Annotated in this window: 11 protein-coding genes; 8 read left to right on the top strand and 3 right to left on the bottom strand. The window is 68.2% G+C overall.

What is annotated here, in order from left to right; translation table 11 throughout:
• Positions 1-174 precede the first annotated feature (174 nt).
• From ACIA76_RS02175 to ACIA76_RS02160, 4 genes are all read left to right on the top strand, one after another.
• Positions 175-1167: an NAD-dependent epimerase/dehydratase family protein gene (locus ACIA76_RS02175; protein ID WP_397147408.1), complete on the top strand. Its 993-nt coding sequence runs from the start codon at positions 175-177 to the stop codon at positions 1165-1167.
• Between the two features lie 31 nt (positions 1168-1198).
• Entirely contained in the window at positions 1199-2221 is a 1023-nt protein-coding gene (locus ACIA76_RS02170; RefSeq protein ID WP_397147406.1) for an Rv2578c family radical SAM protein, read from the top strand.
• 163 nt (positions 2222-2384) lie between these two features.
• On the top strand, positions 2385-4319 hold the full coding sequence (locus ACIA76_RS02165; protein WP_397147404.1) for a 2-oxoacid:acceptor oxidoreductase subunit alpha: 1935 nt from the start codon (positions 2385-2387) through the stop codon (positions 4317-4319).
• Positions 4319-5398, top strand: a complete 1080-nt coding sequence (locus ACIA76_RS02160; protein WP_397147402.1) for a 2-oxoacid:ferredoxin oxidoreductase subunit beta — start codon at positions 4319-4321, stop codon at positions 5396-5398. The genes ACIA76_RS02165 and ACIA76_RS02160 overlap by 1 nt, the downstream gene beginning before the upstream one ends.
• Positions 5399-5445: 47 nt before the next feature.
• Here ACIA76_RS02160 and ACIA76_RS02155 read toward each other — a convergent pair whose 3' ends face one another.
• Complete coding sequence (locus ACIA76_RS02155; RefSeq protein WP_397147400.1) at positions 5446-5787, bottom strand: hypothetical protein; 342 nt, start codon at positions 5785-5787, stop codon at positions 5446-5448.
• Positions 5788-5882: 95 nt separating this feature from the next.
• Here ACIA76_RS02155 and ACIA76_RS02150 point away from each other — a divergent pair, with 95 nt between their 5' ends.
• A complete protein-coding gene (locus tag ACIA76_RS02150; RefSeq protein WP_397147398.1) occupies positions 5883-6050 on the top strand; it encodes a hypothetical protein in 168 nt (55 codons plus the stop codon).
• A 983-nt stretch (positions 6051-7033) separates the two neighbouring features.
• Here the strand turns inward: ACIA76_RS02150 and ACIA76_RS02145 are convergent.
• Positions 7034-7945, bottom strand: a complete 912-nt coding sequence (locus ACIA76_RS02145) for a neutral zinc metallopeptidase (RefSeq protein WP_397147396.1) — start codon at positions 7943-7945, stop codon at positions 7034-7036.
• Positions 7946-8143: 198 nt separating this feature from the next.
• Here ACIA76_RS02145 and ACIA76_RS02140 point away from each other — a divergent pair, with 198 nt between their 5' ends.
• The gene (locus ACIA76_RS02140) at positions 8144-9469 is read left to right on the top strand and encodes an RNA-guided endonuclease InsQ/TnpB family protein (protein WP_397147394.1); all 1326 of its coding nucleotides are present in this window, start codon (positions 8144-8146) and stop codon (positions 9467-9469) included.
• Positions 9470-9691: 222 nt separating this feature from the next.
• Entirely contained in the window at positions 9692-11485 is a 1794-nt protein-coding gene (aspS, locus tag ACIA76_RS02135; protein ID WP_397147392.1) for an aspartate--tRNA ligase, read from the top strand.
• A gap of 54 nt (positions 11486-11539) precedes the next feature.
• Here the strand turns inward: aspS and ACIA76_RS02130 are convergent, their stop codons facing one another.
• On the bottom strand, positions 11540-12607 hold the full coding sequence (locus ACIA76_RS02130; RefSeq protein WP_397147390.1) for a hypothetical protein: 1068 nt from the start codon (positions 12605-12607) through the stop codon (positions 11540-11542).
• 252 nt (positions 12608-12859) lie between these two features.
• On the opposite strand from ACIA76_RS02130, the gene ACIA76_RS02125 reads away from it, so the two are divergent.
• On the top strand, positions 12860-14029 hold the full coding sequence (locus ACIA76_RS02125) for a phosphotransferase family protein (RefSeq protein ID WP_397147388.1): 1170 nt from the start codon (positions 12860-12862) through the stop codon (positions 14027-14029).
• Positions 14030-14055 lie beyond the last annotated feature (26 nt).

Here is a 14055-nt window from a genome sequence, read left to right as displayed (position 1 = left end):
CGTCGTGATCATCAGCCTTCGTGTCCGTATGAACTCACCCGCCCACCACCCGCCGAGATGGTGGCTGGGCCTCAATATAGCCGACCACGCGGACAGGTTTCGAGCCTGCGCGACGGGAAGGGAATCGAATCGGGACGTGTTGCAAATTAGAACGGGTTCTATATTCTCGATCGCATGAAGGTCGCAGTCACCGGGGCAGCCGGATTCCTCGGCACGAATCTGCTCAACCAACTTCTGCAGCGCGGTCACGAGGTGACCGCCATCGATCGGATCCGGCCCGCCGGATCCCCGGACCCACGGGTGCGCTGGGTGACCGGCGACGTGCTCGACCCGGTGTCGATGCGCTCGGCGCTCGACGGCGCCGAGGTGGTGTATCACCTGGTGGCGGTGATCACGCTGGCGCACCGCGACGATCGGGCCTGGCGGGTGAATACCGAGGGCGTGCGGGTGGTCGCCGAGGCCGCCCGCGAGGTCGGCGCCCGGCGCATGGTGCACGCCAGCTCCATCCACGCCTTCGATCAGTACAGCTGCGGCGGCCGCATCGACGAGCGCTCGGCACGCTCGATCGATCCCGGGCTGCCGGTGTACGACCGGTCCAAATGTCAGGGCGAAGTCGAACTGCGCAGGGTCATCGATCGCGGGCTGGACGCGGTGATCTGCAATCCGACCGGCGTCTACGGGCCGATCGACAACAGCGCCTCGCGGATCAACGCCTCGGTGTGGGACGCCGCGCGCGGCCGGGTACCGGTCATGGTCGGCGGGGGATTCGATCTGGTCGACGTGCGCGATGTGGCGGCCGGGCTGATCCTGGCCGGAGAACGTGGCCGGACCGGCGAGAACTATCTGCTGCCCGGGGCCATGGTGTCGATGCTCGCGGTGACCCGGCTGGCCGCGGCCGTCAACGGGAAACGCGGGCCGCACTTCGCGATTCCGGTCCCGATGATCTCGGCCGTGCTGCCCGTGATCGAGCCGATCGCGAAGCTGTTCGGCAGCGATAAGGTCTCGCGCGCGGCGATGGGCGCGCTGCTGTCGGCCCCGCAGGTCGACGGCGCCAAGGCCCGCACCGAACTGGGGTATCTGCCGCGGCCGACCGAGCGGACCGTCCGCGACCTGATCGCGTTCTACAAGGGCGAACCGCTCGAGCCGGAGGTGCGCAGCATTGCTTGACACCGCTTAGAACACATGTTCGACTAGATGGGTGCGATGGCAAGGCCAGACCCTGGATGCCGAGGACGGCGCCCTTCCGGGACTCGAGCGGGCCGGTTTCGTGCGCAGCGTCCAGACCCCCGAGTTCGAGGGCATCACATTTCACGAGGTGCTGTGCAAGAGCGCGCTGAACAAGCTCCCGGAGGGCAGCGGGTTGTCGTTCAAGTGGACGATCAACCCGATGCGCGGCTGTTCGCATGCCTGCCGATACTGCTTCGCCCGCACCACCCACGAATACCTGGACCTGGACGCCGGTCGCGATTTCGACACTCAGATCGTGGTGAAGACCAATGTTGCGGCAGTGCTGCGCAAGGAGCTGCACCGCCGATCGTGGCGGCACGAGACGGTGGCGCTGGGCACCAACACCGATCCGTATCAGCGCGCGGAGGGGCGTTATCGGCTGATGCCGGGCATCATCGGCGCGCTGACCGATTCGGGCACACCGTTTTCCATACTCACCAAGGGCACGCTGCTGCGCCGGGATCTGCCGCTGCTCATCCAGGCCGCGCGGGTCGCGCCGGTCAGCCTGGCGGTGTCGATCGCGATACTCGATCCGGATCTGCATCGCGGCCTGGAACCGGGCACGCCGTCGCCGCGCGCGCGGCTGGATCTGGTGCGCGCGCTGACCGATGCCGGATTCGCGGTATCGGTACTGGTCGCCCCGGTGATTCCCTATCTCACCGACGCCAGCGCACAGCTGGAGGAGCTGTTCGCCGCGATCGCCGCGGCGGGCGCGGCGAATGTGGTGGCGTTTCCGATGCATCTGCGCGGCAGCACCCGCGGCTGGTTCCTGGAGTGGCTGGCCACCCACCACCCGGCGCTGCTGCGCCGATACCGACAGCTGTACGGTCGTGGGGCGTACGTCACACCGGAGTATTCTGCGTGGCTACGCGGTCGGGTCGAGCCGTTGCTCGCTCGGCACGGACTGAATCGAGACCTCCGAGTGGACGCCGCGCCGCCGGAGCACGAGGACCGATTACCCGGGCCCGACCCACAGCTCGCCCTGTTCGCTTGATGCACTGCTCATCCGAGTGCGCCCGCTCGGATTTGATCGAATCATGCAATACACACAACGCTTTTCATGCGATACACACAACGCATCTCGGGTGTGCCCGAGGGGTGCGGCGGAGTAATTTGGCGTGTGGTACTTCTCACCGACGAGGAAGTGATGCAGGCGCATGGTTGACCTTGCGCACCACAACGGTGCCGGCACAGAGAAATTGGAGAGGGTCGTCATCCGCTTCGCCGGCGACTCCGGCGACGGGATGCAGCTCACCGGCGACCGCTTCACGCATGAAGCGGCCGCCTTCGGCAACGATCTGGCGACCATGCCGAACTTCCCGGCCGAGATCCGCGCACCCCAGGGCACGCTGCCCGGCGTGTCGTCGTTCCAGATCCAGATCGCCGACTACGACATCCTCACCGCGGGCGATCAGCCCGATGTGCTGGTGGCGATGAATCCCGCTGCGCTGAAGGCGAATCTGGAGGATCTGGCGCGCGGCGCGACGGTGATCGTCAACACCGACGAGTTCACCAAGCGCAACCTGGCCAAGGTCGGGTACGCCGGCGATCCGCTCACCGACGACACGCTGTCGGGTTTCGTCGTGCATCGGGTGCCCATGACCTCACTGACGCTGGCGGCCACCGAGCCGACCGGGGTGGGCAAGAAGGACGGCCAGCGGGCGAAGAACATGTTCGCGCTCGGCTTGCTGTCGTGGATGTACGGCCGGCCCCTCGGCGGCACCGAGCAGTTCATGCGCGAGAAGTTCGCCGCCACACCGGATATCGCCGAGGCCAACATCCTCGCGTTCCGGACGGGCTGGAACTACGGCGAGACCACCGAAACCTTCGCCACCACCTACGAGATCGCGCCCGCGACCCTCGCGCCGGGTACCTACCGGCAGATCACCGGGAACACCGCGCTCGCGTACGGCATCGTCGCGGCTGGTCAATTGTCCGGTCTGCCAGTGTTTCTGGGGACTTATCCCATCACCCCGGCCTCTGACATCCTGCATGAGTTGAGCAAGCACAAGAACTTCGGTGTCACTACCTTCCAGGCCGAGGACGAGATCGCGGGAATCGGTGCGGCGCTGGGCGCCTCGGTCGGCGGCGCGCTCGGGGTCACCAGCACCTCCGGCCCGGGTCTGGCGCTCAAGAGCGAGGCCATCGGCCTGGCGGTGATGACCGAGCTGCCGCTGCTGATCGTCGACGTCCAGCGCGGCGGGCCCTCCACGGGCCTGCCGACCAAGACCGAACAGGCCGATCTGCTGCAGGCGCTCTACGGCCGCAACGGCGAATCACCGGTCGCGGTGCTGGCCCCGCGGTCCCCGGCGGACTGCTTCGCCACGGCGGTGGAGGCGGCCAGGATCGCGCTGACCTACCGCACCCCGGTGCTGCTGCTGTCCGACGGCGCGATCGCCAACGGATCGGAGCCGTGGGCGATTCCGAATGTCGCGGAGCTCGCGCCGATCGATCCGGCCTTCGAAACCGAGGGCGCCGAGGGGGATTCGTTCCAGCCCTACGCGCGCGATACCGAGACGCTGGCCCGGCCGCTCGCGGTGCCGGGCACCAAGGGCCGCGCGCATCGCATCGGCGGGCTGGAGAAGGCCGACGGCAGCGGCAACATCTCCTACGATCCGGCCAATCACGAGCTCATGGTGCGGCTGCGGCAGGCCAAGATCGACGGCATCGCGGTGCCCGAACTCGAGGTCGACGATCCCGACGGGCGCGCCGAGCTGTTGTTGATCGGGTGGGGCAGTTCCTACGGTCCGATCGGCGAGGCCTGTCGGCGGGCGCGGCGGCGCGGGGTGCCCGTCGCGCAGGCGCATCTGCGGAATCTGAATCCGTTGCCGCCCAATACCGGTGAGGTGTTGCGCCGCTATCGCACGATCGTCGCCCCGGAGATGAACGGCGGCCAGCTCGCCATGCTGCTGCGCGCGCGGTATCTGGCCGACGTGCAGCCGTGGACGAAGATCGCGGGGACGGCGTTCTCGGCGCAGGAACTGGTCGGCGTCATCGATGCGGCACTCGACGGATCCATCGCGGAGATGGAACATGACAAGGCCTTCGACGCGCGAGCGCGGGCCACCTATCGCACCACAGGGGGTATGTGATGACGATCGTCGAAACCTCGCTGGTCGGCACCGATCTGGGCCTGACCGGGTTGTCCGGGGTGCCGGGCGCGGACGGGCCGCAGAAGGTCAAGGATTACACCTCCGATCAGGAGGTGCGCTGGTGTCCGGGCTGCGGCGACTACGTCATCCTCGCGACCGTGCGCGGATTTCTGGCCGAGCTCGGGCTGCGCCGGGAGAATCTGATGTTCGTCTCGGGCATCGGATGTTCGAGCCGATTCCCGTACTACCTGGACGCCTACGGCATCCACTCCATCCACGGCCGCGCGCCCGCCATCGCGACCGGCCTGGCGGTGACGCGGCCCGATCTGTCGGTGTGGGTCGTCACCGGCGACGGCGATGCGTTGTCGATCGGCGGCAACCATCTGATCCACGCCCTGCGGCGCAATGTGAATATGACGATTCTGCTGTTCAACAACCGGATCTACGGGCTCACCAAGGGCCAGTACTCGCCGACCTCCGAACGCGGCAAGGTGACCAAGTCGACGCCGATGGGGTCGGTGGATCATCCGTTCAACACGCTGTCGGTGGCGCTGGGCGCCGAGGCGACCTTCGCCGCGCGCGCCCTGGATTCCGACCGCGCCGGGCTGACCGAGGTGCTGCGCGCGGCCGCCGAACATCGCGGCACGTCGTTCGTGGAGATTCTGCAGGACTGCCCGATCTTCAACGACGGCTCCTTCGATGCGCTGCGCCGGGAGAATGCGGAATCGCATCTGATCCGGTTGCGGCACGGTCGTCCGATCCGGTTCGGGGCCGAGGGTGAATTCGCGGTCGTGCGCAGCGGTTTCAGGCTCGAGGTCGTGCTGGCCGATACTGTGGAGGAGTCCGAGATCGTCGTGCACGACGCCTATCTCGACGATCCCGAATACGCCTTCGCGCTGTCGCGCCTGTCCGCCCAGGATCTCTCGCACGTGCCGATCGGCATCTTCCGCAGTGTCTCCCGCGCGACCTACGACGACGGCGTCCGCACCCAGTCCGCCGCCGCCCGGGAACGCAAACCGGTGAGCCCGAATTCCTTGCAGGAGTTGCTCACCGGCAAGGAGACCTGGACGGTCGGCTGACCCGGCCCCCGATCTCGTTGTAGCCCGGTCCCGTTGGGGCCGGGCGTTCAGCGATCCTGGACGAAACCGTCGAGCAGCTTCTTACACAGCTCGGCGAAGCGCTGACGATTGGCCTTCTGCTGATCGCTCAGCCCATCGGTCGCGCTCGGCGAGTACACCACCAGATGCACGTCCTGATCCGGTGCGGCCCCGAGGAAATCGAGCAGCGTACTGCTGGAGTCCCCATCCTTGGGCATCCCCATATCCGCCGCGGCCAACGCCTTCGCCTCACCCATTGCCGCGCTCAACACCTCAGGAGCGATCCGCCCACTGAGCTTCTGCGCCGCCGTCCCAGGCTTCCGCTCCGCACTGGCCGCATCCGGACTCTCGACCGCCCGCCCATCGGTCATGACCTCGAGCGTCGGCCCCAAATCCGTCCGCCCCTCCCAACCCCCGGGAATCGTGGTGAGCACCAAGGAGATCTGCGCGGGCGCGGGAGCGGGCGGTGCAGGTGGCGCGGGAGGTGCTGGCGGCGCAGGGGGAGCTGGCGGCACAGGCGGAGCTGGCGGTGCGGGTGGCGCAGGCGGTGCCGGGGCGGGCGCGGGGTCGCCCGCCGGTGCCGGAGGCGGGGGACCTGCGGGCGGAGCCGGTGGAGCAGGCGGTGGCGGGATAGGCACGGGATCGCCCACCGGTGCCGGGGGCGGGGGACCTGCGGGCGGAGCCGGTGGAGCAGGCGGTGGCGGGATAGGCACGGGATCGCCCACCGGTGCCCGGGGCGGAGGACCTGCGGGCGGAGCAGGTGGCGGCGGCACATCGGCACCGGGCCCGGGCTCGGCGGCGGGCGCGGCCTTCGGTGTGTCGGCTCCGGGAACCGAGGGCGCGGCAGGCGGCGATGCGGCGGGGTCTCGAGCCGGTTCGGGCGCGGGCGCCGGAGCGGCCGCAGGTGGTGCAGCGGGGTTCGGTTCGGGTTCGGGTGCGGCTGCAGGTGGTGCGGCGGGGTTCGGTCCGGGTTCGGGTGCGGCTGCAGGTGGTGCGGCGGGGTTCGGTCCGGATTCGGGTGCGGCTGCGGGCGGTGCGGCAGGGTTCGGAGCCGGTTCGGGACCCGGCGCGGGAGGGGCGGCGGGGTTCGGAGTCGGGGGACTGGCTATCGGTGCCTGTGCCGGTGCGGCGGGTGCGGGTGGCGGAGCCGGGGGTCCTGCGGGCGATGGCGCATCGGGATTCGGCGCGGGTGGGTTCGCATCGGAAGGTGCTGGAGCCGAGGGGAGTTCGGGGCCGTCGGCCGGTGCGGGAGCGGGGACCGACTGGGCCGCCGGAGCACCGGCGGTCGGGGGCGGCGGTGCCATGGCGGGCGGATCGGCCAGCGCGATGCCCGTGCCGCAGAGCATGGTGGCCATGGCCACCATCCCCGCCGCCGCCCGCATCACCGCGAATTGTCTTGTACCCGCGCGCTTCCCCATGAACCGTCCCTCCATCTCCGGCGGCCGACACCACCGCCGCCCAAGATTGTGTCCCGCCCGCCCCGGTCGTGGTGCGCGACGCGCCACACTCTCAGCAGATCGACGCGGTCCGGCGGGTCCCCTGGCCGAACCGCTGATCGGCGCGCCCGATGAGGCGGACGAAATCTACCCGCCCGCAATCGCTTTCGAGCCCGACCGCTCAGCGCAGGGCCGGGGGATTGGTCAGATCCTGGGCGTTGAAGGTGTCGCACGCACGGACCTGGCCGGTGCGGTAACCGGCGAGGAACCATTTCTGCCGTTCGGCGGAGGAGCCGTGGGTCCAGCCCTCGGGGTTGACTCGGCCGGTGGACGCCTTCTGGATGCGGTCGTCGCCGACCGCGGCGGCGGCGGAGAGGGCGTCCTGGATATCCTTGTCGCTCAACGGTTTCAGGAAGGGCTGGCTGTTGGTGGCCGACATGGGCTGTTTGTCGGCGTAGTTGGCCCACATGCCCGCGTAGCAGTCGGCCTGCAGCTCCAGGCGGACCGAACCGGATTCGGGACCCTTCGGATCGCGTTGGGCGCGACCGGAATCGCCGAGCAGGTTCTGGATATGGTGGCCGAATTCGTGCGCGACGACGTACTCCTGGGCCAGCGGACCACCGCTGGCGCCGAACTTGTCCACCAGCTCCTGGAAGAATCCGGTGTCGAAGTAGGCGCTGCGGTCGGCGGGGCAGTAGAACGGGCCCACCGCGCTGGTCGCATTGCCGCAGCCGGTGCCGACCCCACCGCTGAACAACACCAGCTTCGGCTTGCTGTACTGCCTGCTGGTCTGGCTCACCAGCTGCGCGCCCCAGACGCCGTCGAGGCTCTGCGCGGTCGCGACGACGCGGCACTGCACATACTTGTTGGCGTCCGCGCCGGTCTTGCACATCGAGGTGTCCACGCCGCCGCCCTGCGACTGGTGATTACCACCGCCGGTCAGATTGCCCACGACATCGCCCGGATTCACCCCGAACAGCAACGCCAGCACGAGCACGATCAGGCCACCGCCGCCACCGAGGGCGAGTTTGGGGCCCATACCGCCGGACGAGGCCCGTTCGGGATCGATCTGCATACCCTCGTTGAAGGTCATCGTTCGCTCTCTCGTGTGCTGGGGTGCGCGACTCGAAGTCAAGCTTGACACGGGCGGGTGGATATCGGTTTCCGGTGTCCCGACGTGTCTGAGAGGCATCTGAGAACTGGAGTGTGTGGTGGAGTTGTTTAGATAGCGCCGGTCTTCGTGGCTGTGTGGTCGCCGGTTGTTGTCGGTGGCCGATGTCATGCTGTGGCGGTGGCGCGGTTCACGACCTTCCGATTCTGTCTCGACCCGACGGTCGAGCAGCAGGCGATGCTGGCCCGGCATGCCGGTGCGGCACGGTTCGCGTTCAACCACTGCCTGGCGGAGACGAAGACGGCCTTGAACGGTCGTCGCCGTCGCCGGGATGTTCGGGTGCCGTGGACTGGGTTCGACCACATCAGGTTCAATGCGTGGAAGAAAACCGAGGATGCCGGACGGGTATTCACTGTCGACCCGGCGGGGACGGTGTCGCTGACCGCGATCGGGCTCGGGTGGCGAAACCAGGTGTCCCAGCAGGTATTCGAAGAAGCCGCCATCGACCTCGGACACGGGCTGGCGGCGCGGCGGGACTCACGCACCGGCAGACGCGCGGGGCGTCGGGTCGGGTTCCCGAAGTACAAGGCGAAGTCGGTGACGGTCCCGTCGTTCCGGCTGCGTAACAAGCATTCCCCGCGTGGGCGTGCCTCGATCCGGGTCGGCGACAACAACGTCGCCCGATCGGTCACCCTGCCGGTGATCGGTGTGGTGCGGGTGCGTGAGGACACCCGCCGACTGCGGCGCATGACCAGCAAGGGGCGGGCGAGGATCCTGTCGGCGACGATCTCTCATCGGGCGGGCCGGTGGATGATCAGTCTCGCTACCGAGGCGGCGGATCTGCCTGCCGCGCACCGGCACCCGGTCCGCGCTCCCGGCGACCACCAGGGGTGGGTAGGCGTGGACCGTGGATTGTCGGTACTGCTGGTGGCCGCCACGGCTGACGGTGTCGAGGTTGAGCGGGTGACTGATCAACCCCGCCCGTTGGTGACCGGCCTGCGCAGGCAGCGTCGCTTGGCCCGATCGGTGTCGCGGAAACAGAAGGGCAGCCGAGGACGCCGCGCTGCTGCCGCCCGGTTGGCGCGCCATCATCACCGGATCCGCAATATCCGCCACCATTTCCTGCATCAGGCGTCGAATCGGCTGGTCAAGACCCACGACCGGCTGGTCATCGAGGACCTCAACATTGCAGGCATGCTGCGTAACCATCACCTCGCTCGGGCGATCGGTGACGCCGGGTGGGGTGAGTTCGCTCGCCAACTCCGCTACAAACAAGCATGGCGCGGCGGGCACGTGATCACCGTCGACCGGTGGTTTCCCTCGAGCCGGTTGTGTTCGCGCTGCGGGGTCCGCAGCGAGGGGTTACGGCTGGCGGATCGTGTGTTCGCCTGTGGGTGTGGGGTGCGGTTGGACCGTGACCTCAACGCCGCGATAAACCTCGCTGCTCGGGGCGAGCAATTAGATGAGTGCCCGAGTCCGGGAGCCCGAAGCACGAGCCCCGGTTGACAATGCTCGCCGACGGGACGGCACTGACACCCCGCTCTCCGGGGGTGTGAAACCGCCCGAACGACGCGAGAACCGGGACCCGATCCACACCACGGTTCGGGTCCGGACGTCCGAGAAGGACGGCGTCACAGAGTCCCTCACGGAGCTCTCAGACGCGTTGTCACTAGGATGGGTGCGCGCCAGGCGTCCCTGGTCGTGCATCGAGTCGTCGAAAGGAATCCCGTGCTGCGCACCCACTTGGCAGGTTCGCTGCGAAGCGAGCATGCCGGTCTGACCGTCACCCTCAGTGGATGGGTGGCCCGGCGGCGAGACCACGGTGGGGTGATCTTCATCGATCTGCGCGATGCGTCGGGTGTGGCGCAGGCGGTGTTCCGCGAGGGCGTGCCCGCCGAACAGGCGCATCGGCTGCGCAACGAGTTCTGTGTCAAGGTCACCGGCGTGGTCGAGCAGCGGCCCGACGGCAGCGAGAACCCGAACCTGCCCTCGGGCGCGATCGAGGTCAACGTGACCGAGCTCGAGGTGCTCAACGAGGCCGCGCCGCTGCCGTTCCAGCTCGACGACGAGCCGGGTGAAGAGGCGCGGTTGAAGTACCGCTATCTGGACCTGCGCCGTGAGGGTCCGGCCCGCGCCATCCGGCTGCGCTCGAAGGTCAGCGCCGCCGCCCGCGAGGTGCTCGCCGACCATGCCTTCGTCGAGGTCGAGACCCCGACCATGACCCGCTCCACCCCGGAGGGCGCCCGCGACTTCCTGGTGCCTGCGCGCCTGCAGCCCGGCAAGTTCTACGCGCTGCCGCAGTCGCCGCAGCTGTTCAAGCAGCTGCTCATGGTCGGCGGCATCGAGCGCTACTACCAGATCGCGCGCTGCTACCGCGACGAGGACTTCCGCGCGGACCGCCAGCCCGAATTCACCCAGCTCGACATCGAGATGAGCTTCGTCGAGCAGGAGGACGTCATCCTGCTGGCCGAGGACATCCTGGTCGCGCTGTGGAAGCTCGTCGGCTACGACATTCCGACGCCGATTCCGCATATGACCTACGCCGAGGCCATGCGCCGCTACGGCTCCGACAAGCCGGATCTGCGTTTCGCGGTCGAGATCACCGAATGCGCCGAGTACTTCAAGGACACCCCGTTCCGGGTGTTCCAGGCGCCCTACGTCGGCGCGGTCGTCATGCCCGGCGGCGCGAGCCAGCCGCGGCGTCAGCTCGACGCCTGGCAGGAATGGGCCAAGCAGCGCGGCGCCAAGGGCCTGGCCTATGTGCTGGTGCAGGAGGATGGCACCCTCGGCGGCCCGGTCGCGAAGAACCTGACCGACGCCGAGCGCGAGGGTCTGGCCAAACATGTCGGCGCCGAACCCGGCGACTGCGTCTTCTTCGCCGCCGGTCCCGCCAAGGCGCAGCGCGCGCTGCTGGGCGCGGCCCGCGGCGAGATCGCCCGCAAATGCGGTCTCATCGACGAGGATGCCTGGGCGTTCGTATGGATCGTCGACGCGCCGATGTTCGAGCCCGCCGACGACGCGACCGCGAGCGGCGATGTGGCCCTGGGTCATTCGGCCTGGACCGCGGTGCATCACGCCTTCACCTCGCCCAAGCCGGAGTCGCTGGATACCTTCGACACCGATCCGGGCTCGGCGCTGGCCTACGCCTACGACATCGTCTGCAACGGCAACGAGATCGGCGGCGGATCCATCCGTATCCACCGCCGCGACGTGCAGGAGCGGGTGTTCGACGTGATGGGCATCGGCGCCGAGGAGGCCCAGGCGCAGTTCGGCTTCCTGCTCGACGCCTTCTCCTACGGCGCACCGCCCATGGGCGGCATCGCCTTCGGCTGGGACCGCATCACCGCGCTGCTGGCCGGTGTCGATTCCATCCGCGAGGTCATCGCCTTCCCGAAGTCCGGCGGCGGTGTCGATCCGCTGACCGAGGCGCCCGCCCCGATCACCGCGCAGCAGCGCAAGGAGGCGGGCCTGGACGTGCGGCTCGACGCGAACGGCAAGCCGATCGGCGCGGACGCGAAGTAACTCGCTGGGCGTCGTATCTCGCTGCGACTGGGCGGGATACGACGCCGGTGCGATTCAGGCGATCAGGCCGCCGGTGAGGAAGCGATAGGTGTAGGTGACGGCCATGATCGCCACCGGTCCCACCACCAGCAGACCGATACCACACGGCAGCGTGGCCAGCAATGTCATCACCGCCACGGCCAGCGCCAGCAGCAGTGTCGGCCCGAAATTCGTGACGACCAGCCGCACACTGGATTTGACGGCGGTGAACGGATCCTGTTCCTGATCGATCACGAAGTGCAGTGCGAACATGCACAGATATCCGACGATCAGCGCGGGAAATACCAGGCACAGCGCGGCGACCCAGGCGACGACGAACACGATCAACGCGGTGAGCAATACATTGCCCGCATTCACGAAGCCGAAGAATCCCTGGAAATCCGGCGGTGTGCCGTCGGTTTCGTAGAGGGCGCCGCGAATCATGGCCGCCTGCAACAGCCAGACGACCACCGCGACCACGAGTAACAACAGCAGCAGCGCCAGCACCGAATTGATCGAGGTGAGCCGGACCACCAGCACCACCGCCAGATAGGCGATGAATCCGACGAGTGTGATCGCGACCCATGGAATCGGATTGGCGCGGAAGCGGTCCCAGCCGTAGCCGAGGGCGCGGCCGATGCTCAGGGTGGCGGGCGCCCCGGGAGCGTATCCGTAGGGCGGTGGGCCGTATCCGGGCGGGCCCGGGGGCGGGGTCCATCCCGAGGGAGGCATCTCGCCGGGCGGCGGATATGAACCCGGTGGTCCATAAACCGGTTGGCCGTAGGCCTGCTGTTCATAGGCCTGTTGACCGTATCCGGGCTCCTGAGTCGGTTGACCATGAACCGGTGGAACATCCGAAACGGGCGGTGGCACGGCGCCACTCACCGGCGGGGGCGGTTCGACCGGCTCGCTGCCGTACTGCGCCGCGCCTGGACCGCCGAACTGCGGATATCCCGCCGCGCCCGGCATTTGATGACGGCCGGGCGCGCCGCCGGGCGCTTCGCTCGGCGCCGGATTCTGATGTTGTCCGGGACGCGCCGTATACCGCTCGTCACCGCTCTCGCCCGGCGTGTCGCCAGAGGCGGGCTGCGGCGTGTCGGCCATTGTCGGGACCTTTCGAATAACCTGGGTTACGGTGTGGCGCAGAGTAGTTGATGATGAGACAACCGGACCGGCCAGACGGTGTCAAGCAACCGGCACCTCGATGTCCGCGATGCACCGCGGGCTGGAGAGTTCGTGATACCCGTCGAACATCACACGCGGTAACGAACGCTTCACAAAGACACGCCGAGCGACGCGCGAAAGGTTGCGCAACCGCTCGCTGAAAGTGACCCGAAGCGAGTAACTTGGGATCCGATGACCGCACTATTGGCCGAACGCGCCGCCGAAGTCGTGTCCGCGGCACAACAGTTGCTTACAAAGCGAATGGGTGCTCCGGTAAAGCTGAGCGATCCCATGGAACTCAGCGGCAGTGGCAGGACGACGGTATTACGCGTCCGTGTTGCGGAGAACGCCTTTTCACTTCCTCGGACCTTGATCGTCAAGCAGGTCCGTGGCGCCGCGCAGGAGCGCCGTATCGGCGGCCTGGCGCCAGGAGTGGCCAGTATCGATTCGGCCTTTCTCCGGGAAGCGGTGTCCTACCAATTCACCACCGCACTGTCGAGCCGGCACCGCCCCGGCGCCTACCTGCTCGCCCACAGCCTGCCGGATCGCCTGCTGATCCTCAGTGATCTCGGTGAGAACACGTCGCTCACCTCGGTGCTACATACGGGCGCCGAACCGGCCTGCCGCAACGCGCTGATGGCGTTCGCTCAGGCACTGGGCCGCATGCACGCCGCCACGGTCGGGCGCGAGCCCGACTTCGTGGCACTGCTGCGCCGGGCGGACGTATCGCACCGGGTCGACGGCATCGGCCAGCAGGCCGAGGCCGCGATCAACGAGGTGCCCGGCCTGCTGTTGCGCGAGTTGGGGATCGAGGTGCCCGGCGAGATCGCCGAGCGGATCGTGCGCGGCAACCGGCTGTTCTCGGCGGGTCGCTTCCGCGCGTTCAGTCCCTCGGACCTGTGTCCGGACAATGTGATCCTCAACGACGAGGGCGCGCGGTTCCTGGACTACGAATGGGGTGGATTCCGCGACGCCACCCTCGATATCGCCTATGCCCTGGTCTCCTTCCCCGGCTGCCTGTGCGATGTCGAGCTGTCGCGTGAGCGCGCCCGTCAGATGGTCGAGGCCTGGCGGTCGGAGGTCGTCGGCGTCTGGCCCTATCTGGCCGATGACACCCTGCTGGCCGAGCGCATTCTGGAGGCCCGCCTGATCTGGGTGTGGCTGACCACCTACTGGTTCCTGCCCGTCGACCACACCCGCATCGCCGCCGCCCGCGAGCACGGCCTGTCGGTTCCGCGCTCGGCGGCCCTGATCAACCGCTGGGCCGCCCTCGCCGAGGACGCGCGCTGCACCGGCGACGATCCGCTGGGCGATTTCGCGGAGCATGTGTCGGCGACGCTCGAGGAGTACTGGGAGGAATAGGGGCGCTGCGGCGTTTCGGACGGATA

Source organism: Nocardia sp. NPDC051570, from assembly GCF_044454005.1.
GTDB lineage: Bacteria > Actinomycetota > Actinomycetes > Mycobacteriales > Mycobacteriaceae > Nocardia.
Note: the sequence above shows the minus strand (reverse complement) of the source record. Positions and strands in the feature narration are given on the sequence as shown.

Coding starts and splice junctions, on each gene's coding strand:
- ACIA76_RS02160 (WP_397147402.1), top strand. CDS start 4,319: ATGACGATCGTCGAAACCTCGCTGGTCGGCACCGATCTGGGCCTGACC.
- ACIA76_RS02155 (WP_397147400.1), bottom strand. CDS start 5,787: ATGACCGATGGGCGGGCGGTCGAGAGTCCGGATGCGGCCAGTGCGGAG.
- ACIA76_RS02175 (WP_397147408.1), top strand. CDS start 175: ATGAAGGTCGCAGTCACCGGGGCAGCCGGATTCCTCGGCACGAATCTG.
- ACIA76_RS02165 (WP_397147404.1), top strand. CDS start 2,385: ATGGTTGACCTTGCGCACCACAACGGTGCCGGCACAGAGAAATTGGAG.
- ACIA76_RS02145 (WP_397147396.1), bottom strand. CDS start 7,945: ATGACCTTCAACGAGGGTATGCAGATCGATCCCGAACGGGCCTCGTCC.
- ACIA76_RS02125 (WP_397147388.1), top strand. CDS start 12,860: ATGACCGCACTATTGGCCGAACGCGCCGCCGAAGTCGTGTCCGCGGCA.
- ACIA76_RS02130 (WP_397147390.1), bottom strand. CDS start 12,607: ATGGCCGACACGCCGCAGCCCGCCTCTGGCGACACGCCGGGCGAGAGC.